This is a genomic window from Pseudomonas sp. SK, assembly GCF_012975065.1.
Classification (GTDB): Bacteria; Pseudomonadota; Gammaproteobacteria; order Pseudomonadales; family Pseudomonadaceae; genus Aquipseudomonas; species Aquipseudomonas anuradhapurensis.
The window spans coordinates 4,280,352-4,303,233 of sequence record NZ_CP051857.1 but is presented as its reverse complement, the minus strand read 5'-3'; the positions used below and the strand labels follow the sequence as shown (position 1 = coordinate 4,303,233).

General features: G+C 64.4%; 19 protein-coding genes. 7 read left to right on the top strand and 12 right to left on the bottom strand.

Annotated features, from left to right (window positions below):
* Positions 1-104: 104 nt before the first annotated feature.
* The 7 genes from HG549_RS19680 (at position 105) to HG549_RS19650 (ending at position 7,668) form a co-directional block, all read left to right on the top strand.
* Positions 105-1,001 carry a nitrilase family protein gene (locus HG549_RS19680; protein WP_170031767.1) on the top strand — a complete coding sequence of 299 codons (897 nt, stop codon included), beginning with the start codon at positions 105-107 and terminating at the stop codon, positions 999-1,001.
* Positions 1,002-1,012: 11 nt separating this feature from the next.
* Positions 1,013-2,167 (top strand): hypothetical protein, encoded by a 1,155-nt coding sequence (locus tag HG549_RS19675; protein ID WP_170031764.1) that lies wholly within the window; start codon positions 1,013-1,015, stop codon positions 2,165-2,167.
* Positions 2,164-3,153: an asparaginase gene (locus HG549_RS19670; RefSeq protein WP_170031761.1), complete on the top strand. Its 990-nt coding sequence runs from the start codon at positions 2,164-2,166 to the stop codon at positions 3,151-3,153. The genes HG549_RS19675 and HG549_RS19670 overlap by 4 nt, the downstream gene beginning before the upstream one ends.
* 90 nt (positions 3,154-3,243) lie before the next feature.
* Positions 3,244-3,792, top strand: coding sequence for a UPF0149 family protein (locus HG549_RS19665; RefSeq protein ID WP_170031757.1), 549 nt, complete (start codon positions 3,244-3,246; stop codon positions 3,790-3,792).
* Between the two features lie 174 nt (positions 3,793-3,966).
* A complete protein-coding gene (locus tag HG549_RS19660) occupies positions 3,967-4,596 on the top strand; it encodes a glutathione S-transferase family protein (protein ID WP_170031754.1) in 630 nt (209 codons plus the stop codon).
* 27 nt (positions 4,597-4,623) lie between these two features.
* A complete protein-coding gene (locus HG549_RS19655; protein ID WP_170031751.1) occupies positions 4,624-6,660 on the top strand; it encodes a pyridoxamine 5'-phosphate oxidase family protein in 2,037 nt (678 codons plus the stop codon).
* A gap of 111 nt (positions 6,661-6,771) precedes the next feature.
* The gene (locus HG549_RS19650; RefSeq protein ID WP_170031748.1) at positions 6,772-7,668 is read left to right on the top strand and encodes a LysR family transcriptional regulator; all 897 of its coding nucleotides are present in this window, start codon (positions 6,772-6,774) and stop codon (positions 7,666-7,668) included.
* Between the two features lie 13 nt (positions 7,669-7,681).
* On the opposite strand, the gene HG549_RS19645 is transcribed toward HG549_RS19650, so the two are convergent.
* From HG549_RS19645 to HG549_RS19590, 12 genes are all read right to left on the bottom strand, one after another.
* The gene (locus HG549_RS19645; protein ID WP_170031745.1) at positions 7,682-8,551 is read right to left on the bottom strand and encodes an aldose 1-epimerase; all 870 of its coding nucleotides are present in this window, start codon (positions 8,549-8,551) and stop codon (positions 7,682-7,684) included.
* A gap of 25 nt (positions 8,552-8,576) precedes the next feature.
* Positions 8,577-9,857 (bottom strand): TRAP transporter large permease, encoded by a 1,281-nt coding sequence (locus HG549_RS19640; protein ID WP_170031742.1) that lies wholly within the window; start codon positions 9,855-9,857, stop codon positions 8,577-8,579.
* Positions 9,858-10,385 (bottom strand): TRAP transporter small permease, encoded by a 528-nt coding sequence (locus HG549_RS19635; RefSeq protein WP_170031738.1) that lies wholly within the window; start codon positions 10,383-10,385, stop codon positions 9,858-9,860.
* Between the two features lie 64 nt (positions 10,386-10,449).
* Complete coding sequence (locus HG549_RS19630) at positions 10,450-11,421, bottom strand: TRAP transporter substrate-binding protein (RefSeq protein WP_170031735.1); 972 nt, start codon at positions 11,419-11,421, stop codon at positions 10,450-10,452.
* 63 nt (positions 11,422-11,484) lie between these two features.
* Entirely contained in the window at positions 11,485-12,366 is an 882-nt protein-coding gene (locus HG549_RS19625) for an SMP-30/gluconolactonase/LRE family protein (protein ID WP_170031732.1), read from the bottom strand.
* Between the two features lie 26 nt (positions 12,367-12,392).
* Positions 12,393-13,199 carry an NAD(P)-dependent oxidoreductase gene (locus HG549_RS19620; protein ID WP_170031729.1) on the bottom strand — a complete coding sequence of 269 codons (807 nt, stop codon included), beginning with the start codon at positions 13,197-13,199 and terminating at the stop codon, positions 12,393-12,395.
* A gap of 82 nt (positions 13,200-13,281) precedes the next feature.
* Complete coding sequence (locus HG549_RS19615; RefSeq protein WP_170031726.1) at positions 13,282-14,520, bottom strand: OprD family porin; 1,239 nt, start codon at positions 14,518-14,520, stop codon at positions 13,282-13,284.
* Between the two features lie 283 nt (positions 14,521-14,803).
* Positions 14,804-15,406 (bottom strand): hypothetical protein, encoded by a 603-nt coding sequence (locus HG549_RS19610; protein WP_170031723.1) that lies wholly within the window; start codon positions 15,404-15,406, stop codon positions 14,804-14,806.
* A gap of 56 nt (positions 15,407-15,462) precedes the next feature.
* Positions 15,463-16,125: a hypothetical protein gene (locus HG549_RS19605; RefSeq protein WP_170031720.1), complete on the bottom strand. Its 663-nt coding sequence runs from the start codon at positions 16,123-16,125 to the stop codon at positions 15,463-15,465.
* Between the two features lie 2 nt (positions 16,126-16,127).
* Positions 16,128-20,486, bottom strand: a complete 4,359-nt coding sequence (locus tag HG549_RS19600) for an RHS repeat-associated core domain-containing protein (protein ID WP_170031717.1) — start codon at positions 20,484-20,486, stop codon at positions 16,128-16,130.
* 9 nt (positions 20,487-20,495) lie between these two features.
* The gene (locus tag HG549_RS19595) at positions 20,496-20,930 is read right to left on the bottom strand and encodes a DcrB-related protein (RefSeq protein WP_170031714.1); all 435 of its coding nucleotides are present in this window, start codon (positions 20,928-20,930) and stop codon (positions 20,496-20,498) included.
* A gap of 11 nt (positions 20,931-20,941) precedes the next feature.
* On the bottom strand, positions 20,942-22,879 hold the full coding sequence (locus tag HG549_RS19590; protein WP_170031711.1) for a type VI secretion system tip protein VgrG: 1,938 nt from the start codon (positions 22,877-22,879) through the stop codon (positions 20,942-20,944).
* Between the last annotated feature and the right edge of the window lie 3 nt (positions 22,880-22,882).

Here is a 22,882-nt window from a genome sequence, read left to right as displayed (position 1 = left end):
CTTTTCCTTTCCTTCGAGCTGGTGGGAGTGTCCTGACTGTCACTCCCCAGCCCAACCCCGCTTTACTGGCGCCCTTCCAAAACAACCACAAGAAGGAAGCTGCCATGTCTGCACATTGTCCCGCCGTCAGTCCAGTACGCATCGCCGTCATCCAGTACGACCCGCAGGTCGGGCTCGAGCATTGCGACGGCAACCTGAGCAAAGGCCTGGCATTGGCCCGTCGCGCCGTGCGTGAAGGCGCCAACCTGATCGTGCTACCTGAGCTGGCCAACACCGGCTACACCTTCCGCACCCGCGCCGAGGCCTATGCCCACGCCGAAACCCTGGAAGCAGGCGCCAGCCTGAAAGCCTGGGCGGATTTCGCCAGGGAATATCAGGTCTACCTGGCCGCAGGTTTTGCCGAGCGCGATGGGCTGAAGCTCTACGACAGTGCCGTACTGTTCGGCCCTGAAGGCCTGCTGGGGCATTACCGCAAGGCCCACCTGTGGAATCAGGAGAAGCTCTGGTTCACCCCCGGCAACCTGGGTTTTCCGGTATTCGAGACACCGATCGGGCGTATCGGCCTGCTGATCTGCTGGGACATCTGGTTCCCTGAAGTGCCACGGCTGATGGCAGCACAAGGCGCCGACATCATCTGCAGCCTGAACAACTGGGTGTGGACCCCACCACCGTTGTTCGATGACACGGGGCGCTGCATGGCTTCCTATCTGACCATGACCGCGGCACACGTCAACAACCTCTACATAGCCGCAGCCAACCGCATAGGCCATGAGCGGGGCGGGCGCTTCCTGGGTTGTTCGTTGATTGCCGGCACCAATGGCTGGCCCATCGGCGAGGTGGCCAGTGCCGAAGAGGAGAGCATTGTCTTCGCCGATGTCGACCTCAGCAGTGCCCGCTCGGCACCGATCTGGAACAGCCTCAACGACCTGCCACGGGACCGCCGTACCGATCTCTATGACGCGACCCTGGGTTATCGCCTGCATGCCGCGATGCCGCGTTGAGGAGGTCGCACATGGAAACCTTGCATGCTCTGGATCGGAAGCATTTGCCCCTGGTGCTGTTCGTCAGCCTGCTGGCGGCGCTGGCTGCCAGCCTCGCCCACGGCCACTGGCCGGACTACACGCAACTGGCGGCGACACTCGATCAGCCATTGAGCCGGTTGCGCTGGATCGTCGGGGATATCAGTGAGGTGGCGTTCTACAAGCACGAACTGCCCGCCCTGGGCTTGCTGCTGGGGGCTTGCCTGGCGCACCTGGCCCAGGTGCACGGGTATCGCTGGCAGGGTTTTGCCATCTGCTATGGCAGCGGGCTATGGCCATGGGTATTCACCAGCTCGCTGCTGGGCCTGCTGCTCAGCCACGCGTTCTGGGGCTGGACCTTGGCCAGTGGCACCTGGCAGCCGACCTTCGTCGCCTTCGTATCCTTGCCGGCAGCCATGGTGCTGCTGTATGGCGCGGGTTGGCGGGTCACGCTCAGTGGCGCACTGCTGGGGGCGCTGCTGGTCACCCCGGCCAGTCTGTTGATGGTCAACTACCTGTGTTATCCGCTGCAGTTGCCGGTGGTGGTCGGCAACGTCAGCGGCATGGCGTTGGCAAGCCTGGTGGCGTTCATGCTGTGCCGGCGCTTTCCGTCATGGGTGCGGCCCAGCCACAAACCCGTGGTACGCGAACCCGTTGCTGCGCAACCCGATTACGGCGTTGTCTGGACCTTGCGACGCGTCCTGGCCGATTTCAGCGAAGCGCCGTTCTTCGGCAATGAGCTGGCCAGCCTCGGGCTGCTGCTGGGCGTGGTCCTGGCTTACATGCTGGCCCCAGCAGCGCCGGCCTACGGTTCGCTGCTGCTGTTGCCGATGGTCGCCGGGCAGGCGTTGGCTTCACTGGTCGGGGTGTGGTTCTGGCGTCGTCAATGGCAGGCGCGAGGGTGGTACCCCACCTACATCCCCATCGTCTCGATCGTCCCGGCCGCTGTGCTTGCCCATGGTGGTAGCTGGCAAGTCGTGGTGGGCAGTGCCGTGCTCGGCGCGCTGGTGGCGCCCCCGCTGGCAGTGGCCATTACCCAGCGCTTGCCGGCCTATATGCACGGCTACCTGGGAAATGTGCTGTCGATGGCCGTCAGCACGCTAGGGATCGTGCCGCTGGTTGGCCTGTTGGCAGGAGGTGTTGCATGAGCGCGCAAACACACCTGCCGAAACTGTCGATCGGCAGCCTGGGCGGCACGGTGAGCATGCAGGCAAGCGCCAAAGGATGCGCGGTAGTACCCAGGCTTGGTTGCGACGCCTTGCTGGCAAGCGTGCCGCAACTGCGCGAGATGGCCCAGCTTGAAATGGCCACGCTGGGCCTGCTCCCCAGCGCCTCGCTGGGCTTTGCGACGCTGCTCGAAGTGTTGGCCTGGGCGCGCGCAGAGGTGGAGCGTGGAGCGCAGGCGGTAATCCTCACCCAAGGGACCGACAGCCTTGAAGAAACGGCGTATTTCCTCGATCTGCTGTGGCCGTTCGATGCGCCAATCGTGATGACCGGTGCCATGCGCGCGGCCAGCCAGCCGGGCTGCGACGGCCCGGCCAACCTGCTGGGTGCGGCGCACGTTGCGCTGGCGCCGGGCAGCCGTGGGCGCGGCGTATTGGTGCTGATGAATGATCAGGTCCACAGCGCAGCAAGGGTGCGCAAGAGCGCCAGCCTGGCGATGGCTGCATTCGAGTCGCCCGGTGGTGGCGCGCTGGGCGATGTCGTCGAGGGCGTGGTGGTCTATCGCCAACCGGCTACACGGCGGGAGGTGCTGCCGCTACCGCAACGCAGCGAACATCGCGTTGCACTGCTGGAAGCCTGCCTGGACGCGGATACGGCAATGTTGCAGGCCGTTGCCACGCTCGGTTACCAGGGGCTGGTCATTGGCGGATTTGGCGCGGGGCATGTTTCCGCTTGTTGGGCCCAGGTGCTGGATACGCTGGTGCCCGCCTTGCCGGTAATCGTCGCCACCCGCACAGGCAGCGGCCCTACAGCCCGCGCCACCTATGGGTTTGCCGGAGCCGAGATCGACCTGCAAGGCAAAGGTGTACACATGGCCGGGCAGCTTTGCCCGCGCAAGTGTCGCATTCTGTTGTGGTTGTTGATCGGCAGCGGCAAGCAGCACCTGCTGCAAAGCCTGTTGCCAGGCTGAGCAAACTGCCCGCGGGTCGACAACCGCGGGCAGCCCTTGGGCGGTTCTGTGCTAGGGTGCACACACTTTTGCTTCTCAGGATGTCCACCCATGCTACCCGCCCTCAGCGAAAAAGAACTCGACCGCCTCGAAGACCTGCTGATCACCTACGGCAACGATTACTCGGTGCTCAACCTGGCCGAACTCAATGGTTTTTTCACGGCGCTGGCCAGCTCGCCGGTCACCGTCACCCCGGAGCAATGGCTGCCCGTGGTGGCGGGCGGCAAGGTGCCGAAATTCAAGAAGCCGGCGCATGAAGAAGCCTATACGGCGTTGATGCTGCGCTATGCCAACCAGGTGGCGGAAGAACTGAATGATGACATCGACCAGTTCGAGCCGCTGTTCGAGGAAAGCGAAGGCGAGCAGGGCACGGTGATCGTCATGGAGGAGTGGTGCTTTGGCTACATGCGCGGCACTCAGGTCGCTGGCTGGGAGCCGCTGCCTGCGCAGCAGGATCAATTGCTCAAGGCCATTTCGCTGCATGGGCTGGAGGATAACTTCGAGCTGCTGGACCAGATGAGCGAAGAGGACATCCAGGCTTGCGTACCTCAGGTGGTCGAGGCGGCACGCGGGCTATTCCGCTACTTCAAGCTGCACTGAATCCTGCGGGTGCCCCTGCGGCGGATGCTTGCGGGGGCTCTGGCCGGCGCCTGCGTCAGCATTATTGCGCCAGGCGAAATTATGGTTTCCCCGGCGCACTGATTCTGTTGCCAGGCGAACCCGTGCAGCATGTGCTCCATCAGCCCACCCCGGAGCTGACCAGGAGCCAAGCCCATGTCGAACCCGATCAAGCTTTACAACTTCCCCAAGTCCGGCCACGCCCACCGCATCGAGCTGATGCTTGCGCTGCTGAAGCTGCCCACCGAGCTGGTCTTCGTCGACCTGGCCAAAGGTGCGCACAAGCAACCCGACTTCCTGGCGCTGAACCCGTTCGGCCAGGTGCCGGTGATTGATGACAACGGCACGGTGATTGCCGATTCCAACGCCATCCTCGTCTACCTGGCGAAAAAGTATGACAACGGCACCTGGCTGCCCGAGGAACCTGCCGCTGCCGCCCGCGTGCAACGCTGGCTGTCGGTCGCAGCAGGCCCACTGGCATTCGGCCCTGCCGCCGCGCGCCTGGTGACGGTATTCGGTGCTTCGTTCAATACCGATGAAGTGATTGCCCGTGCCCACACCTTGCTCAAGGTGATCGACGCCGAACTGGCCAAGGCACCCTTCCTGGCGGGTGATACCCCGACCATTGCCGACATCGCCAACTACTCGTACATCGCCCATGCACCAGAAGGCAACGTGTCGCTGGAGCCCTACGCCAACGTACGCAACTGGCTGGCCAGGATCGAGGCGCTGCCGGGCTTCGTGCCGATGCCGCGCACCGTGATCGGCTTGCAGACCAGCGCCTGACACTTCTTCAGCACGAGGAACGCCGCCATGCAACAGAACCCGGACCACCGCCCCTCGCCCTGGCATGCGGGCGAGAAAACCCTGCAGGAAAAGGTCGGTGTCGCGGAGCGCATGGAGGCGTTCGGGCAGAAGGTGATTCGCGACTACATGCCCGAGCAGCACCGTACCTTCTATCATCAGCTGCCGTTCATGATCGCCGCCAGCGTGGATGCCCTGGGCCGCCCTTGGGCGACCGTGCTGGAAGGGCCGGAAGGCTTCGTCAGCTCGCCGGACCCTCGCCAGCTGACGATCGACACCCAGCTGCCGGCAGACGACCCCGCCACCGCCGGGCTGAGCGCCGGGCAGGCGGTCGGCCTGCTGGGTATCGAACTGCACACGCGTCGGCGCAACCGCCTCAACGGGCAGATCCACCAGGGCGTCAACGGCCAACTGCAGGTCACGGTCGAGCAATCGTTCGGCAACTGCCCGCAGTACATCCAGTTGCGCGAATACACGCGCGTCGTCGAACCCGCCCAGGGGCGTGTCGATGCGGTGATGCTGGATGCAACGGCTGTCGACATGATCCGCACAGCCGACACTTTTTTTGTCGCTAGCTATATCGAGCATGGCGCTGGCCAGCGCTCGGTGGATGTCTCCCACCGTGGCGGCCGGCCCGGCTTCATCAAGGTCGAAGGCAACCGCCTGACCATCCCTGACTATGCCGGCAACCTGCACTTCAACACCTTGGGCAACCTGTTGGTGAACCCACGCGCAGGGTTGCTGTTCATCGACTTCGCCACGGGCAATGTGCTGCAGCTCTACGGGCGTAGCGAAATTCTGCTGGATAACCCGGCCAGCCAGGCCTTCGACGGTGCCGAGCGCTTGTGGACGCTGGACGTCGAGCAGGTGGTGTGGCGCCCGGCGGCCGTGTCCCTGCGCTGGGCGTTCAAGGAATATGCGCCCACCAGCCTGGCGACCGGCACCTGGGAAGAAGCCGAAGCGCGCCTGCAGCGACGTCAGCAGCAGCGCCAATGGCAGCCGTGGCGTGTGCTGCGGGTAGAACAGGAAAGCCACGATATCCGCTCGTTCTACCTTGAACCGCCTGCCGGCAGCAAGGTGACCTTTGCCGCGGGGCAGCATGTGCCGGTGCAGGTGCAGCGCGCTGGCGAGGCGGCGCTGATCCGCACCTACAGTTTGTCCAGCGCGCCTTCCGACCGCTACCTGCGCATCAGCATCAAGGCCCAGGGCCCGGCGTCGCGGCACTTGCATGAGCGCATAAGCGCGGGCGATGTGCTGAATGTGCGCGCACCCATGGGGCGCTTCGTGCTGGACCCGCACAGCACCCGGCCGCTGGTGCTGATTGGCGCAGGGGTGGGTATCACGCCGTTGCTGGCCATGCTGCGCGAACAGTTGAATACGCAGCAGGCACGGCCTGTCCACCTGTTCCATGGGGCACGCAGCCTGGCCGACCTGCCGTTTCGTGACGAGCTGGCAGGCTTGCAGCAACGGGCCGGCGGCCTGCTGCAGGTGCACCGTGCCCTGAGCCAGCCGGAAGAGCAGGCGTTGCTGGGGCGTGATTACCAATTCGCTGGTCGGTTGGGGATCGAGCAGGTCAAGGCAACGCTGGCGCTGGGTGACTACGATTTCTACCTGTGCGGCCCGGGCAGTTTTACCCAGCAGTTGTATGAGGGGCTGCGCGGGGTGCATGTACCGGATGCGCGGATCCACGCCGAAGCCTTCGGCCCTTCGACGCTTCGGCGGCACACCGACGCGGGCCAGCCCAGCCTGCAGCAGCCGCCGGCTGCCAGCGAGGCGGTGCCCGTGTACTTTGCCGCTTCGGCCAAGGAGGCGCGCTGGGCGCCCGGTAGCGGCACGTTGCTGGAGCTGGCCGAGGCACGCGGATTGGCCCCGGAATTCAGTTGCCGAGGGGGATCGTGCGGTACCTGCAAGACCCGGCTGGTGAGTGGCCAGGTGCATTACCCGAACCCGCCGGCCGAATTGCCGGAGGCCGGTTCGGTGCTGATCTGTTGTGCCGTGCCGGCCAAGGTGGCAGAAGGCGGGCAGGCGTTGGTACTGGATGCCTGATTCGCCTGCCTCTTCCGCGGGCTGTTGCAGGAGCGGCCCGCGGACGCAACAGCAGCACAAAACGCCCAGATGAAAGATAATCCCGGCACCTCATGCCCACCAGGAGCCCGCATGGACCAGATCCACCTGATGAAGGTGTTCGTCGCCACCGGCGAACTGGAAAGCTTCGCCGCCGCTGCTCGGCGCCTGGACATCTCTCCTGCGGCGGTTACCCGTGCCGTCAGCGCCCTGGAAGAACAGCTCGGGGTCAAGTTGCTGCTGCGCACCACCCGCAGCGTCCGCCTGACCGAAGCCGGTAACCGCTACCTGGAAGATAGCCGGCATATCCTCGCCAGTATCCACGAGGCCAACGAAGCCGCCGCCGGCATCAACTCGACGCCCAAGGGCGACCTGGCCGTCACTGCGCCCATCCTGTTCGGCAAGAAGTTCGTCATGCCGTGTATCGTCCGCTACCTGCAGCAGTACCCTGAAGTTGACGTTTCCGCCTACTTCCTCGACCGCATCGTCAACATGGTCGAAGAGGGCATGGACGTGGCCGTGCGCATCGGGCCCTTGCCCGACTCCGGGCTGAAAGCACTGCGCGTGGGCAGGGTCCGGCGCATGCTGTGTGCCTCTCCCGAATACCTGGCGCGCCATGGCGTGCCGAAGCACCCGTCCGACCTGGCCGGGCATGCGGTGATCGGTACCACCAACCTGTCGCCACGCGCCGGCTGGCGTTTCGGGGTGGCCGAGGAACCGACCCTGGTGCGCGTCAAACCGCGCTTGACGGTCACCAGCAATGACGGGGCAATCGCCGCCGCCAGTGGCGGGTTGGGCATTGCCCGCCTGCTGTCGTACCAGGTCGCGGATGAACTGGCCAGTGGGCAGTTGCAGGTGCTGCTGGCCGAGTACGAGGAGGCGCCCTGGCCGATCCATGTGCTGCACCGGGAGAGCAAGTACGGTTCGGCCAAGGTCCGGGCGTTCATCGACATGCTGGCGCAGGCGCTGAGGGCTCAGCAGCTGGATTGATACACCGGTACCCTTATAGCGCCTGGTACTGCAGCGTGAACGTCAGGCTCAGCGCGTCCCCCTGCTGTAACAAGCGCAACCCCGGGCGCCCCGGCAGGTGGTGCGCATTGACCGGATGGCTGACCGGCTCGAAGCAAAAAAAGCCTTGCCCTTGCGGGCAGAACAACAAGAAGTGCTCCGCGCCGCTGGCACGGCATGCCAGTCGGTAGCCGGCGCTGGGCTGTTCGATCACGCATTCGCCCGGCCAGCCATTGAAGGCGTGGTCAACCAGCGCCTCCGGCAACTCCCCCATCGTATTGAAACACCATGGCTGCGGCACCGGCGCCTGGTACGAAGGCAACCGCCCCATGTCTGCCAGCCACACCTTGTGCGCTGGCGCATACAGCCTGGTGTCGGGGTATCGAGGGAAGTACGGGTGCAGCCCCAATCCATACCAGGTCGCCCGCGCATCGCGGTGGGTAACCTGCAGGCCCAGTACCAGTGCACCTTCATGCAGGTGAATATCCAGCGTTGCCTGGTAGGCGAAGGGGACTTCGCTGACCAGCGTCAGCCGCGCATGCCCTTCGCTGTGCCAGGCGACCTGCCAGGCCTGCTGCCAGGCACTGCCATGGATCGGGTACGGATCATGCGTGGTGTTCGGTAGCAATGCCTGCCAGCCCCCGGGGCGGGCAAAGCCACCCTCGGCAATGCGGTTGGACCAAGGCGCCAGTGGGTAGCAGGCCAGGCGGCGTGGCGAACCGCTGGCCAGCGCGTCGGCGCCGGAATGGCGCAGCAACGCCTGCCCGGTCGCCTTCACCTGCCAGTTGACCAGGCTGGCGCCCAGCTCCGGGGCCAGGCTCAGGCGGGTCAGGCGGTCGTGCAGATGCAGTTCGGTCACGACCATGCCAGGCGCCTCGGCCGCTTCCAGGTCACAGCAGCAGGCCTGGCAGCCACAGCGAAATCGCCGGGATGTAGGTCACGGCCAGCAGTACCAGGAACAGCGCCAGGTAGAACGGCAGCAGCGCCTTCACCGTCGACTCGATGCTCACCTTGCCGATGGCCGAACCAACGAACAGCACCGCCCCTACCGGCGGCGTGATCAAGCCGATGCCCAGGTTGACCAGCATGATCATGCCGAAGTGCACCGGGTCCACACCGATACCGGTGACCACCGGCAGCAGGATCGGCGTAAGGATCAGGATCAGCGGTGCCATGTCCATTACCGTGCCCAGCAGCAACAGCATGAAATTGATGCACATGAGGATCACGTAGCGGTTGTCCGACAGGGTCAGGAATGCCGTGGTGATCTTCGACGGGATCTGCATCAGCGTCATCACGTAGCCGAAGCTGGCGGCGAAGCCGATCAGGATCATCACGATGGAAATGGTCCGCACCGTGCGGTGCATCAGCTTGGGCAGGTCGCGCCACTTGTAGTCGCGGTAGATGAACATGGTCACGAAGAACGACCACACCACCGCCACGGCCGCCGACTCGGTCGCGGTGAACACCCCCGACAGGATACCGCCGAGGATGATCACCATGGCCATCAGCCCCCACAGCGCCTCACCGGCAATCTTCAGTGCCTGGCGCAGCGGTATGACTTCGCCCTTGGGGTAGTTGCGTTTTTTCGCGAACAACAGGCACAGGCCCATCATCACCGCGCTCAGCAGCAGCCCTGGCATCACCCCGGCCATGAACAGCGAGGCGATCGACACCGAGCCGCCGGCGGCCAGCGAGTACAGTACCGAGTTGTGGCTGGGCGGTGTCAGCAGCGCCTGGACCGAGCCGCTGACGGTGACCGCCGTGGAGAATTCGCGCGGGTAGCCCTTGCGCTCCATTTCTGGAATCAGCACCGAGCCCACCGACGCCGTGTCCGCCACCGACGAGCCGGAAATCGCCCCGAAGAAGGTCGAGGCCATGATGTTGACCAATGACAGCCCACCACGCACGAAGCCCACCAGCACTCCGGCGAAGGCTACCAGCCGTCGCGACATGCCGCCCTCGGCCATGATCGCACCGGCCAGCACGAAGAACGGAATGGCCAGCAGCGAGAATTTGTTCACCCCGCTGGCCACCTGGATCATCATCGCCTGCAACGGGATGTCGATCCACCAGGCGCCGATCAGCGCCGACAGGCCCAGGGCGTAGGCCACCGGCATGCCGAGCAGGATGAGCGCTACGAAACTGCCTAACAGAATCAACGCATCCATCTATGCCGCTCCTTCGTTTTCTTCAAGCTGCTCGATACGCACCACCTTGCGCTGGCTCTGATCGCCCAACAGAAGTTTTTCCACCACGAACACCAGGGTCAGCACCCCACCAACCGGGATCGGCGCATAGGCCATGCCCACCCGCACACCTGGCAGGGATGCCAGGTACTGGTTCCAGGTGGTGACGCACAGCTTGGCGCCGTAGACCGTCATGAACACGCAGATCAGCACCATCAACACCTGTACCAGCAAGGCCAGCCACTGGCGCTGTTGTGCAGGCAGGCGGTCGGTGAGCATCGCCACCGCCATGTGCGCCCCGGCGCGATAGCTGGCAGCGGCGCCGATGAAGGTGAATACCACCATCAGCAGGATCGCTACCGGTTCCGGCCAGCTGGAGCCGGCCCCGAGCACATAACGGGCGAAGATGCCCCAGGGGATGATCAGCGACATGGCCAGGATCGACAGGCCGGCGATCCAGATGCAGCCGCGGTACAGCGTGTCGTTCACACGCAGGGCAAGGTCTTTCATGGGCATCACCAAAGCGGCAGGGCGGCGGCCGCACTGCCGAAGTCGTTCGGGGAAAGGGCCGTGGTTACTGGACCGCGTCGATACGTTTCATCAGTTCGGCGTACTGCGCACCGTACTTTTCGCGCACCGAAGCGGTGGCGTCGTAGAACGGCTTCTTGTCCACGCTGATGAACTCGACACCGGCGGCCTTGAGTTTCTCTTCGCTGGCCGCGGTTTTGGCGTCCCACAGCACGCGCTCTTCCATCTGCGCCTCGCGGGCCACCTTCTTCACCAATGCCTGCTGCTCCGGGGTGAGCTTGTTCCAGGTGGTCTTGGACATGACCACTGGCTCGGGCAGGATCAGGTGGCCGGTCAGGGTGTAGTACTTGGCGTTCTGGTAGTGGTTGTGCTCGAGCAGGGTCGGCGGGTTGTTCTCGGCACCGTCGATCACGCCGGTCTGCAGGGCACTGAAGATCTCGCCGGTGTCCATGGCGATGCCGTTGCCGCCCATGGCGTTCATCATGTCGATGAACAACGGGTTGCCCTGTACGCGAATCTTCATGCCCTTGAGGTCTTCCAGGCTGCGCACCGGCTTCTTCGTGTAGAGGCTGCGCGAGCCACCGTCCATCCAGGCCAGGGCTACCAGGTTGAAATCGGAGTTGGTGATCTTGTCGAGGATTTCCTGACCGATCTCGCCGTCGATGACCTTGCGCATGTGCTCATGGTCACGGAACACGAACGGCATGTTGAACACGTTCACGTCCGGCACCACCGGGCCGACGATCCCCAGGCTGACGCGGGTCATCTGCACGGCGCCGATCTGCGCCTGTTCGATGACCTCCTTTTCCGATCCCAGTACACCACCGGGGAACATCTTGAAGGTGATCTCGCCATTGCTGGCCTGCTGCAGCTTGTTGCCCATGTTCTGCTCGGCGACCACGGTCGGGTAGCCGGCCGGGTGGATCTCGGCGAACTTGATGTCCAGGGCCGAGGCGGGCAGGGGCAGGCTGACGGCGAGAGGGAGTACCGCGAGGAGCAGTTTGCGTTTGAACGTCATGATGAAACTCCGTGGTTTTTATTATCCGGTTTCGGGCGTGCAAGTGTGGCTGCGGCGTGGGGCTCAGCCCCGGTAGGCAGGCTCCTCCAGGCCCTTGGTGCCAGGGCTGAGGGCAAACACCCCGCCAGCCAGGGGCTGGTCGCTGAGGTCGATGCCGGTGGGGCGGATCGAGGTGACGTACAGGGTGTCCAGGTTGGCACCGCCAAAGGCGCACATCGACGGCTTTTTCACCGGTACGTCGAGGGAGCGGTCGAGTCGGCCGTCGGGGGTGAAACGGTGGATCTGGCCGCCGTCATTGCCGCAGATCCAATAGCAACCGTCCTGGTCGATCGCGGCACCATCAGGGCGGCCAGGGTAGCCGCGCATGTCGACGAACAGCCGTTTGCCATGTGGCGTGCCGCTGTCGATGTCGTAATCGAACACCCAGATCTTCTGCACGTTGGGGTGCGAGTCGGACAGGTACATGCGCCGGCCGTCAGGGCTGAACGCCAAGCCATTGGGCACGATCATGCCGTCCTGCTGCAGGTGGAGCCGGCCTTCGCCGTCAAGCCGGTACAAGGCGCCGACATGGGCGCCTTGCTGCATGTCGAGCAGCATGGTGCCGGCCCAGAAGCGGCCCTGGCGGTCACAGCGGCCGTCATTGAAGCGCATCCCGGCCTGGGCGTGCTGCACGCCGCCGAGCAAGCGCTTGTCCAGGCTGCCGTCAGCCTTCGCCCGCAGCGCAAAGATGCCGCTTTCCATGCCGGCCACCCAGCCGTCGCCGCTACGGGCGATACAGGCGAGCATCTCATCGCCTTGCCAGACCTGGTGCGCGCCGTCAGCCGCCTGCCAGCGGTGCAGCTGGCGCGCAGGAATATCGACCCAGTACAGGGCTTGTTCGTCAGGGTGCCATACGGGGCTTTCGCCGGTGCCATTGCGGGCGTCGACGATCAGTTCGCAGTTCATGGCCTTGCCTCCAGGCATGCGTAGGGTCAGTCGAACGGGCCTGCCGCGGTGAAGGCACCGCCCTGATAGACCATGCTCGGGTCATCGGCGGCAGGTGCCGGCTGGGCTTCCACGACGCTGCGGAAGGTTTCGGAACTGTCCTTGGGCCGGTAGCCCAGGTGCGCGGCATGGCGGTTGTCCCACCACACGGTGCGGTTGTCGGATGCGCCATAGACGATGGTGTGGCCGACATCGGGCGTGAACAGCCCGCGCTCGATCAGTTGCACCAGGTCGTCATAGCTCAGCCAGGTGCAGAGCATGCGCGGGTTCTGTGGCTGCGGGAACGAGGAGCCGATGCGGATGCTGACTGTCTCGATGCCGTAGCGGTCGTAATAGAAACTGGCCAGGTCTTCGCCGTAGCACTTGGACAGCCCGTAGTAGCTGTCGGGACGGCGCGGCGAATGAGCGTCGATGCGCTGGTCCTGGCGGTAGAAACCGATGGTGTGGTTGGAGCTGGCGAAGATGATGCGCCTGACGCCGTGCTTGCGCGCTGCCTCGTACACGTGGAACACACCGCAGATGTTCGGGCCGAGGATGTCTTCGAACGCATGCTCGGTGGAAACGCCGCCAAAGTGCAGGATGGCATCCACGCCCTCGACCAGGGCATGCACTGCCGCTTTGTCGGCCAGGTCACAGACGATGACCTCTTCATGCGGGCCCGCAGCAGGTGCCATGGGCTTGATATCGGAAAGGCGCAGGACCTCGGCGTAGCCTTGCAGGCGTTCGCGAAGGACCTTGCCCAGGCCGCCTGCCGCTCCGGTGAGCAGCAGGCGATTGAGGGGAGTGGTGGTCATGGCCGGCTCTTTTTGTGATTGTTGTAAGTTGTCGTATGACTGTGCCGATTATTGTGGTTGCTTGTGATGGTTGTCAATCACATCACAGCAACGACAACGGGTAGTTGAAGATCAAGCGGTTCTCATCGAACTCGTTGTTGCTGTAATCCCGGCGAATCGACGAGTTCCGCCATTTCACGCTCAAATCCTTGAACGGCCCGCTCTGGATCACATACGCCAGCTCGGTCTCGCGCACCCACTCCTTGCCGTCGGTCACGCCCCCGCTGTGAACATCGCGCCCGCTGATATAGCGGTTCATCAAGGTCAACCCCGGCACCCCCACGGTGACGAAGTTGAAATCATGGCGTACCTGCCATGAACGCTCATTGGCATTGTCGAAGCTGGAGTTGTAGCTGTCGTTGGCCAGGGTCCCGCCACTGGTGCCGTTTACGCGCATCCAGGCATCGCCGTCGACCTTCTGCAGCCCGACCCAGAAGGTGTTGCCGGCGTACTTGGCCGAGAACATGCCGGACCAGGTCTTGTTGTCCAGTTCGCCCGCGCGTTCGGAACCGTCCTCGTCGCCATGGAAGTAGCCCAGGTTGGCGCCCAGGGTCCAGGCGCCAAGCGGCTGGCTATGGCTCAGTTGCAGGTACTGCTGCTGGTAGACGTCCTTGAGTACCGCGTTCCACAACCCCACCAGGGTACGGTCCTGGTTGAACTTGTACTCGCCGCCGGCAAAGTTGAAGCGGTCCGACACGCCACCGCCGTAGCTCATGTCGTCCATGCTGGCGTCGTTGCGTGGGCTGTTGCCGCGAAATTGCCCGCCGTACAGGGTCAGCCCGGCGATCTCGTTGGAGGTCACCTGCCCGCCACGGAAGGTCTGCGGCAACGAGCGCCCGTCATCCGAGCGCAGTATCGGCAGCACCGGCATCCATTCGCCTACCTTCAGTTCGGTCTTCGAGATCCGCAGCTTGCCCGCCACCGCCAGGCGGCCATAGTCATCCGCCGGCTTGCCATCATCATGGCGCGGCAGCAACGCCGTACCGTAGGTGCCACCGCCACCGTCGAGCTTGACCGACCACAGCCCCAGCACATCCACACCGAACCCGACCGGCCATTCGGTGAACCCCGAGCGGGCATCGAGGATGAAGCTCTGCGTCCATTCTTCGGCTTTGCCCTGTGGGTTGCCAGGGTTGGTGAAGTTGCGGTTGATGTAGAAGTTGCGCAGCCCCAGCGTGGCCTTGGCATCGTCGACAAAACCGGCGGCGAAGCTGGTGCCCGGCAGGCTGGCGATGGCCCCGGCACCCAGCAGGGCGAAGGGCAGGGTTTGGCAGATTTTCATTATTGTTGTGCTCCCTAAGGGTGTGGCAACCCGACCACCGGGCACGCGCAGGCGGCCTGCGGCGGGGCGGGTAGGTGAAGGGCCGGTGAGGGCCTGGGTGGATGTGCGGTAACCGAGCGCTAGCTGCTCAGCGGCGTAAGCCCGCTGGCTGGGGAAAGAGGAGGGTGCAACAGGCGGGGATGCAGCGGGGTGAGTGCCGACATGGGTTCGTCCACGGATTGTTGTTTTTGTTATGTGTTGTCGTACAACTGTGGGCGATTATTAGCAAGCGGCAGCGGGGCTGTCAACGCTCCGCGTAGTGCAGCAGGGTGAATGTAAAGCAACCAGGACATTGCTGTTCCAGCCACGCTTTGGCTCTTTCACTGAGGAAGTACCCGCGATAGACATCCCCTTTGAAGAAATCGGCTTTTTCGTCGGCCTTGAGCACCTGGAGATACTGGCCGAGGTCGGCAGGTTCGTGCCGTGGGTCCTTGAGCAGGTTGAGCTTGCCTACGACGAATGCCTGCCAATACGCCGGCATGCGTGCGGCAAGCGCAGGGTCATGCGGCAGGCAGTCGATGATCGAGGTCGGCCCACCTTCCAGCTCGAGGTAATCGGTGATGGGCTTGCGGGTATCCCAGTGCAGCCAGTCAAGCTGCACGATGTGGGTTTTTTCCAGGTGCTCATACCGACTGATGCCTTTCAGGCCGCTTCGTTCCAGGGCTTCCTTGACCGGCTGGGTGAGCACCAGCGAACCCGAGCGGATATACGCAGGCGGCGTGTACGGCCCGGCGCGCCTGATGCTGTCCACATCGGTATGTTCATCCCAGGCGATCATGCCCTGGAGCAGTACCGCGCCCCAGTCTCCCCAAGGAGACGGCGAGTTGTCGAAATGGTAGATGTTCACGTGAATCTTCTCGGCCCTTGCTGCTTATGGACGGTCGTCTGGAGTCGGCAGCCCATTCAGGTGAACTGAATGAAGAAGAAACCGGCGTCGTCGCCTTCCTTGCCACGGCGCGCCTGCATGTCTACGAACAGATAACCGATGCCTTCGCCGAACAGCCCAGCATGCTGCGGGCTGGCTTCGGCCACGTCGGCGTCCACCAGTTGCATCATGAACATGTAGCGCGGTGGTTCGTAGATCGGGTCCTGTAGCCAGCAGGGGCGGCCGCTGGGTTTGCTCAGGCCGATCCCGCTGTCCTCGTCCTCATGCTCTTCGTCATGCTCCTCGTCAGTCATTTCTTCAAAGTCGATGAACGCTCGTTCCAGCAGCAAGGGGGGATTGCTGGGCTCCAGTGGCTGGCTGGCGAGCTCATGCAGGATGACCCGGGCAAAGCCGGCGTTGATGACGTTCTGCAGTTCCGACTGCTGATTGACTGTATAGCGACGCTGGAGCGGGCGGCTGAAGCCACCGTCCTGCTGTTGCTCGACGGCGAGGAAAACCGTGATAGCCATGCCTGGCGGGACGAACCGGGCCGGTTGGAACTGTTCGGTCAGGGTCAGGATGGGCGTCATCAACCCACCGGTTTGCGGGTTGGCCGGCCACAAGGAAGGGTCCTTGAGCAAAGGCGCACCACCGATCTGGCCGAAGCCGCGGTCTTGTTGGGACAACACGATTTTCTTCATGGCTAGTAACACCCTTTGCTTTTGGCGAACGACTTGGCGTAGCGCCGGGCCGTTCTGAGTTGTTGGATTGTGACATCTCCCTGAGTCACCAGCGATTGGTAGATGGCCTTGGACATCAGGCGGATCTCAAGCTTGCCGCTTTTGAGCATCTGGTTAGGCTTGAGGCCCATTGCCTTGCGCAACCGGTTCTCTGCGGCATGCACCTGGTCATGATGCTTGGGCGTCAGGGCAATCGAAGGGTTGCCGCGCATCCGGCGTCTTTTCGGTGCCAGGCCGGCATCCTGCAAGAACTTGTTACGCAGAATTTCATGGGCTTCAAGGCCATCGCCACGGTGCGCCTTGGCACCATAACCTGCGGTTTCGCCTTCCTTGAGCAGCCCCCATGGGTCAATCCACGTGAATGGGTTCGGTGCATACTCGTAAAGGTTCAAACCACCGGCCAAACCGATTGGGTCTGGCTGGGTAAAGCGGCCTATCTCCGGGTCGTAGAAGCGGAACAGGTTGTAGTGCAGGCCGGTTTCGCGGTCCAGGTACTGGCCCTGGAAGCGCAGGTTCTGATCTTCCGGCAGACGGCTGGCCCGCTGTTCATCCCAGCTTGCACCCCAGCTCAGGTAGCGCGCCGACCACACGACCTCGCCGGTGTCATCGGTCAACTGTTCCGGCAGGCCATTGATGTCATTGTGGTAATGCAGCACCTGCTGATGAGCACCCTGGCCATCCACCCGGGCCAGCGGTTCATGGCCATCGTCTTCGTACAGGTACAACGCCTGCCGGCCATTGTGCTGCTCGCCGAGCAGGCGCAGGCCACTCCAGCTGAAGCGGGTGCGGCCAACCACTTGGCCGTCGAGCGTCGATTCGATCTTCTCGGTGCGCCGGCCCATCGGGTCGTAGCGCATGTCGATGATGCGTTCCCGCCCAGGTTGCAGGTTGCGCACCTGGACCAGCCGGTGCTCGGCGTCGTAGCGAAAATGCTGGGTACCGCGTCGGCGGCTGCGTTTTTCCACCAGGCGGCCGAAGCCATCGTAGCGATAGCGCTTGTCCTCGAAGGTGAGCACGCGGTTGTGTCGGACCAGCCCGGCGCCTGCCGCCAGCGGGTCAAGCAGGTTCCCGGCCGGGTCGTAGCGGAACGCTTCGCGCTGGCCGGCGGGGCTGTCCTGACGGCCCAGGACATGGCCGCAGCCATCATGCTGATAGACCTGCAGATACCCGTTCCCGGGGTGCTGCACCTCGCGTACGGCCAGTTGGTCGGCGGCGTCGAACTGGTACCGCTGCTGGTCTGGCGCCGGCAGCCGGCTGGGCTGCGTTGCCGGGCGACGGAGCAGGGTGCGCAGGCGTCCGCTACGGTCGTACTGGCGTTGAATCGCCAGGTTGCCCTGCAGGCGCAGCGTCTCCCGGTGGACGCGGTCACGCTCGAAATCGCACACCGCCTGGCCATCGAGGTTGATCTGGTGCAGGTGCCCGCTGCCGTAGTACAGGCGGTTGATCCAGCGGCCGTCGGGTACTCGCGTGCGGGTGACATTGCCGAGCGGGTCATACTGGTACTGCACGCTGCCCTGCGCGCTGTGTTCCTCGAGCAACTGGCCCAGCGCATCGAAGGCGAAGCCCAGTTCCTCGACCTGGCCATCCACAGTGGTACGACGGATCGCAACCACGTTGTCCAGTGGGTCGTTGCAGTAGTCGGTGCGTCCCTCATCGGTATGGCGGGTCAGCAGGCGGCCGCCTGCGTCATAGGCCATGCGGTGAATGATGGGTGCCTCGTCGCTGCCCGGCGCAGGCAGGAAGGTGACCTGGACAAGATTGTCCAGCGGGTCGTACTGGTAGCGCCGCAGGCCACCGTCCAGATCACGCTCGGCGATCAGCCGGTCGCCTGCATCCCATTCGAAACCGTAGGCCTCGCCATTTTCGTTGTACAGCGCAAGCAGGCGCCCATAGTCGTCATGGTGGTAGCGGACTTGTCGACCGAGCGCATCGATGCGCAGCTGCAACTGGCCACGGCGGTTACGCCGGTATTGGGTAACGTGACCTGCCGTGTCGATGTGCTGGGCCAATAGGCCGCTGGCATCGAGGGCGAATGTTTCGCTGCGGCCATCGGGCAAGGTCACGCTGCGCAAGCGGCCTTTGTCGTCATGCCGGTAGTCGGTGCGCTCGCCCTGGGCGTCGGTAATCGATTGCAGATGGCCCAAGGGGTCGTAGGCGAGGCGGGTCAGGTAGCCGGAGCAGTCCCGCTGTTCGACCAGCAGGCCCCGTTCGTTCCAGCGCAGGTGGCGGCTGGAACCGTTGGCATCGATGATTTCGACAGGGTTGCCCTGGCTGTCATGGCGATAGCGGGTGTGCTGGCCCAACGGGTCGGTCTGGCGCGTGCAGTTGCCCCGTTGGTCATAGGCGAAGGTCCAGCGCTGCCCTGCCTGGTCCGTCTGGCTGCGCGGCAGCGACCAGTGTTCGAGCCATTCGGTCGACTCGCTACGCCCCAGCGGGTCGACGGTCTCGGCAAGGTTGCCCGACTCATCGTAGAAGAACTGCCAGCGGCCATCCATGGGGTCGCTGGCCGCGAGCAGCTGGCGCTCGTCATTCCATTCGAAGCGCCAGGTGCGCTCAAGGGCATCGGTATAGGCGGTGATCTGGTACTGCTGGTTCCAGTGGCGCACGGCAACGCGGCCAAGGCTGTCGGTCACCCGGGTAATGCCGGCGGCGACATCGTATTCGAAGGCGTAGCTGTCGCCGCCGTTGGTCCAGTGCCGCGCCACCCGCCAGCCGTCCTCATGCTGCGCCCACTCGTAGTAGCAACACAGGCCGCCGCCAGTACGGTGTTCGATCATGCGTCGGGCAGCGTCGTAGGCGAAGCTGCGCAGCGGCTGGCCTGCGCCATCCTGTACGTGAGCGAGGTCACCGTTGGCGTCGTAGCCATAGCTGGCCAGCCGTTGCGATTCGCCGCTCGCCGCGTGGAAGTCGATGTGGCTCACCCGCTGTGGCCATTGCTCGCTGTAGCCGAGGCTGACACGCACCTGGTCGAAGGTGTCGCGCAACTGGCAGAGGCGGCCCTGCTGGTCGTAGTCCAGGTAGATCCGGTTGTCATTGCGATCGCCGATCTGGCTCAGGCGCAGTCGATCGGGCCGCCCCGGGGTTGGCTGGAACAGCCGATACTCGCCTTCGCGGCTTTCAGTCAGCAGTTCGCCGTTGTGCGCCCGGCGTACGCTCAGCCCTTCACCGACGCTGAACACCGCATCGCCCAGGGTAATGATGCCCATATCGACCCGGCGCGCCTGCTCGTCGACCAACACCAGGCGGTCGCCTGTTTCGACCTGCACCGAAACTTCATAGGGCAGGCTCCAACCCGCGCCGAACAGGCCATCGACACGTTCGTCGTGGCTGTTGTAGAAGCGTTGCCAGGCAATCGGCAGGGTGGCTTGCACGGTGAAGTCGAGGTCTTCCTCGCCACACAGGACCTTGCCGCCGGTAGCTGCATGTACCGGGTTGGGCGAACCGGCCATGGCCTGGGTTAGGGCGCTGGTCACCTGGCCGGTAACCACGCTGCTCACGCCACCCACCAACATGCAGCCGAACTTGCTGTAGAACTTGCCGCCACGCCCGCGCAGCAGCATCAATGCGGTCACCGCCAGGCCGATGCCGGGCGTCTTGCCGCTGCGAATCTCGCGCACCACGATCGGCTCGCCGCCGATGCGCACGTTGTTCGACACCAGGCCGCCATCGACGATCACCGCTTCGCAGGTGCTGCGGTCACCGCTGCGGCAGGCTGGGTGGCCGTTGATCAGCACCTTGCTGGAACCCTCGGCCAGGTACTGCGGTGGCATCGGTGGGTGCTTGCTGCACAGGACCTTGTCGTCCGGTACCGGCAAGGTATTGGCGGCGGGCGTGGCCACGGTCGGCCGCCACATCTGCGAGAAGAAGCCCTTGGCCATGTCCAGGAAGCTTTCCTCCTGGGCCTCGGCGCCTTCCGCGCCGGCTTGCTCCAGCGCTGCCGGCGGGCCAGTGACGACGCCGGCAGCGCGCGCCGCGCGCTTGCCGTTGGTGCGGGTGTCCGACGAGCCACTGATGATGGTGGCCTGCACCGACGGCGGGAACAGGAAGTTGCCGATGCCCTCGCATAATCGGCTCAAGCCCGTATCGGCACCGGTCTTGGCCATGACCACGCCGACCACCAGGCCGACCACCGCGCCCAGCACGAAGCAGCCCAGGCCGCCGGTGGCCACAGTCAGGCCGAATGCCGCTGCCACGGCGGCGGTGGCCAGGGCGCCGATGGCCACGGTGGCGGCGATTTCCAGCACCCCCCCGACAATGTCGGCCAATATCGAGGTGTGCATCAGCGCGTCGCCTTCGCGGGCGGCCCACAAAGCGTCGGACATGGCTCAGGCTCAGCCCAGGTTGTCGAAGTCGAGCGACTGCTTGATGGCTGCCCAGTGCGCTGCTTCGGCCGCGCCCAGCGGGCTGGCCTTGACGTAGCTCAGGGCAAACATCTTGCGCGTGCCGGGCAGCACCAGGGCCAGCTGGTACTGGTGGACCTTTTCCTGGCCCTTGCTGAACTGGCTGCTCAGCTCGATGGCGGCGATCGCCTGGTCGGCACCCACCTGCACGGCCTGGGCGGGCTGCATGCGCAGGTCCTTGACCTGTTGCTGCAGGCGCTGCAACTGGCCGTCGAAATTGCTCTGCAGGGTCTCGCCCTCGGCCAGCAGGCTGCGGCTGATGATCAGCGAGGTGGCCAGGGCCTCGAAGCGCAGGATGTTGATGCTGCTGTCCTGCACGGCGGCATCGGGCAGGGCCAGGCGGAATTCGTTGACGCGATAACTCATGACAGGTCTCGTTACTGGTCGGAGCCGGAGAAGATCGCCTTCACCGAGTCGTCGATGGTCTTTTTCACACCCTGGTTGTCGGGTGCGGTCTGCGCACCGCTGCCGACGTTCAGGTCGAGGGTGCCGTCGGTATTGATCTCGCCGTTCTGCTTGGCATGGAAGCTGAACTGCTCGCAGCTGATGTTGATCTGGCCGCTGGCGTTGAGCTCGATCACGCTCTTGCCACAGACCAGCCGCAGGTTTTCCCCGACCTCGATCAGGTAGCTGGTGCTGACGCTGTCGGTCTTGCTGGCGCCGACCAGCAACATGTCGTCGCGGCGCACGGCACGGATGCGGTCCTGGCCGATGGTGATGGTTTCCAGCATGCCCACCGTCTGGGTGCGGTTGATGCCGACCGCCAGCGTCTCGCACTGCTCGACCACGGTGTCCAGGTTGCGCTCGGCATGGATGTACAACTGCTCGGCGCCTTTCTTGTCTTCCATGCGGATTTCATTGAAGTTGGCCGGGCTGCCGCCCTTGCTCGAACGGCTCTTCATGCCGCTTTGCGTGGCATTGGCGGGCAGGTCGTAGGGCACGCTCTGTTCGGCGTTGTACACGCGGCCAGTGATGATCGGCCGGTCGGGGTCGCCTTCGAGGAAGCTGACGATCACCTCCTGGCCAATCCGCGGGATCTGCATCGAGCCCCAGTTCTTGCCCGCCCAGGCCTGCGATACGCGGATCCAGCACGAGCTGTTCTCGTTGGACTGGTCGTGGCGGTCCCAGTGGAAGTGCACCTTCACCCGGCCATACTGGTCGGTCCAGATCTCCTCGCCAGCGGGGCCGACCACCACGGCGGTCTGCGGGCCCTTGACGATCGGCCGCACGGTGCTGCCCTGCGGGCGGAAACTCTGCTGGGCGTCGATGCAGCTGAGGTTGCTCTCGAACTGCGCGGCGCCGCTGCCGGTGCCGCTTTCCAGGCGCTCCTGATGCACGTAGTAGCGTGCGCCGACGATCAGGTATTCGCGGTTCTGGTCCTGGCGGGTGAAACCGCTGAGGCTGAACAGGTGGCCGCTGCCCAGGCCGCGGGCATTGCCGCGCAGCTCGACCCGCTCGTGCAGGCTCTGCAGCGACTCCAGGCGCGTGCGCGCGTAGTGCTCGCCGTCCTGGCTTTGCTGGTAGGCGCCGGGGTAGTCGTACAACGGGTAGTCACCGGCCTGGTGCGGGCGCGGCATGGCCGAGCGCACGTCGATGCGCGCGCTGGGGCGCTGGAAGTCATAGTCGTTGAGCTCCAGCGACCCTGGCTGCACTTCCTGGGCCAGGTGCCAGTCGTTGATGTGGTCACGCTCGCGGTGCTGCCCGTCTGGCGGGTAGTAGGGCACGCTTTCGTAGCCAGGCATCTGCGGGTGCGCGCCGTAGGCATCGGCCAGCACCAGCACGTGGCGCTGCGCTTCATGGCGGAAGAAGTAGTAGATGCCTTCCTCTTCCATCAGCCGGCTGACGAAGTCGAAGCTGGTCTCGCGGTACTGCACGCAGTATTCGCGTTCGCGGTAGCTACGGCTGAGGGCATCCTCGAAGTCGGAAAAGCCCAGGTCGCGGAACACCTGCTTGATGATCTGCGGCGCGCTCAGGTGCTGGAAGATGCGGCAGTCGCTGGTGCGGGTCAGCAGCCACAGCCACGGCCGCAGGGTCACCCGGTAGCTGGCGAACTGGCCCTGGTCCACCGACTGGCTGCAGCGGGCGACGATGCCGTGGAAGTAGCGTGAGGTGCCGAGGCTCAGCTGCACGCTCAGGCTCATCGGCTTGCCCAGCAGGGCATTGAGGTCGATGGCCGGGTCGTCGCTGGTCAGCTGCAGCTCATAGTCGAACAGGCGGCCGAGCTCGTCGCTGCCGCCCATTTCGGCCAGGATCAGCTTGTCCGGCCCCAACGGGCTGTTGATCTGCGCCAGGCGCGTGAACTGCGTGAACAGCATGGT

What these genes read in the sequence shown, in the direction of transcription:
- HG549_RS19680 (WP_170031767.1), top strand. Translation starts at nt 105, where the DNA reads ATGTCTGCACATTGTCCCGCCGTCAGTCCAGTACGCATCGCCGTCATC.
- HG549_RS19675 (WP_170031764.1), top strand. Translation starts at nt 1,013, where the DNA reads ATGGAAACCTTGCATGCTCTGGATCGGAAGCATTTGCCCCTGGTGCTG.
- HG549_RS19670 (WP_170031761.1), top strand. Translation starts at nt 2,164, where the DNA reads ATGAGCGCGCAAACACACCTGCCGAAACTGTCGATCGGCAGCCTGGGC.
- HG549_RS19665 (WP_170031757.1), top strand. Translation starts at nt 3,244, where the DNA reads ATGCTACCCGCCCTCAGCGAAAAAGAACTCGACCGCCTCGAAGACCTG.
- HG549_RS19660 (WP_170031754.1), top strand. Translation starts at nt 3,967, where the DNA reads ATGTCGAACCCGATCAAGCTTTACAACTTCCCCAAGTCCGGCCACGCC.
- HG549_RS19655 (WP_170031751.1), top strand. Translation starts at nt 4,624, where the DNA reads ATGCAACAGAACCCGGACCACCGCCCCTCGCCCTGGCATGCGGGCGAG.
- HG549_RS19650 (WP_170031748.1), top strand. Translation starts at nt 6,772, where the DNA reads ATGGACCAGATCCACCTGATGAAGGTGTTCGTCGCCACCGGCGAACTG.
- HG549_RS19645 (WP_170031745.1), bottom strand. Translation starts at nt 8,551, where the DNA reads ATGGTCGTGACCGAACTGCATCTGCACGACCGCCTGACCCGCCTGAGC.
- HG549_RS19640 (WP_170031742.1), bottom strand. Translation starts at nt 9,857, where the DNA reads ATGGATGCGTTGATTCTGTTAGGCAGTTTCGTAGCGCTCATCCTGCTC.
- HG549_RS19635 (WP_170031738.1), bottom strand. Translation starts at nt 10,385, where the DNA reads ATGAAAGACCTTGCCCTGCGTGTGAACGACACGCTGTACCGCGGCTGC.
- HG549_RS19630 (WP_170031735.1), bottom strand. Translation starts at nt 11,421, where the DNA reads ATGACGTTCAAACGCAAACTGCTCCTCGCGGTACTCCCTCTCGCCGTC.
- HG549_RS19625 (WP_170031732.1), bottom strand. Translation starts at nt 12,366, where the DNA reads ATGAACTGCGAACTGATCGTCGACGCCCGCAATGGCACCGGCGAAAGC.
- HG549_RS19620 (WP_170031729.1), bottom strand. Translation starts at nt 13,199, where the DNA reads ATGACCACCACTCCCCTCAATCGCCTGCTGCTCACCGGAGCGGCAGGC.
- HG549_RS19615 (WP_170031726.1), bottom strand. Translation starts at nt 14,520, where the DNA reads ATGAAAATCTGCCAAACCCTGCCCTTCGCCCTGCTGGGTGCCGGGGCC.
- HG549_RS19605 (WP_170031720.1), bottom strand. Translation starts at nt 16,125, where the DNA reads ATGAAGAAAATCGTGTTGTCCCAACAAGACCGCGGCTTCGGCCAGATC.
- HG549_RS19600 (WP_170031717.1), bottom strand. Translation starts at nt 20,486, where the DNA reads ATGTCCGACGCTTTGTGGGCCGCCCGCGAAGGCGACGCGCTGATGCAC.
- HG549_RS19595 (WP_170031714.1), bottom strand. Translation starts at nt 20,930, where the DNA reads ATGAGTTATCGCGTCAACGAATTCCGCCTGGCCCTGCCCGATGCCGCC.
- HG549_RS19590 (WP_170031711.1), bottom strand. Translation starts at nt 22,879, where the DNA reads ATGCTGTTCACGCAGTTCACGCGCCTGGCGCAGATCAACAGCCCGTTG.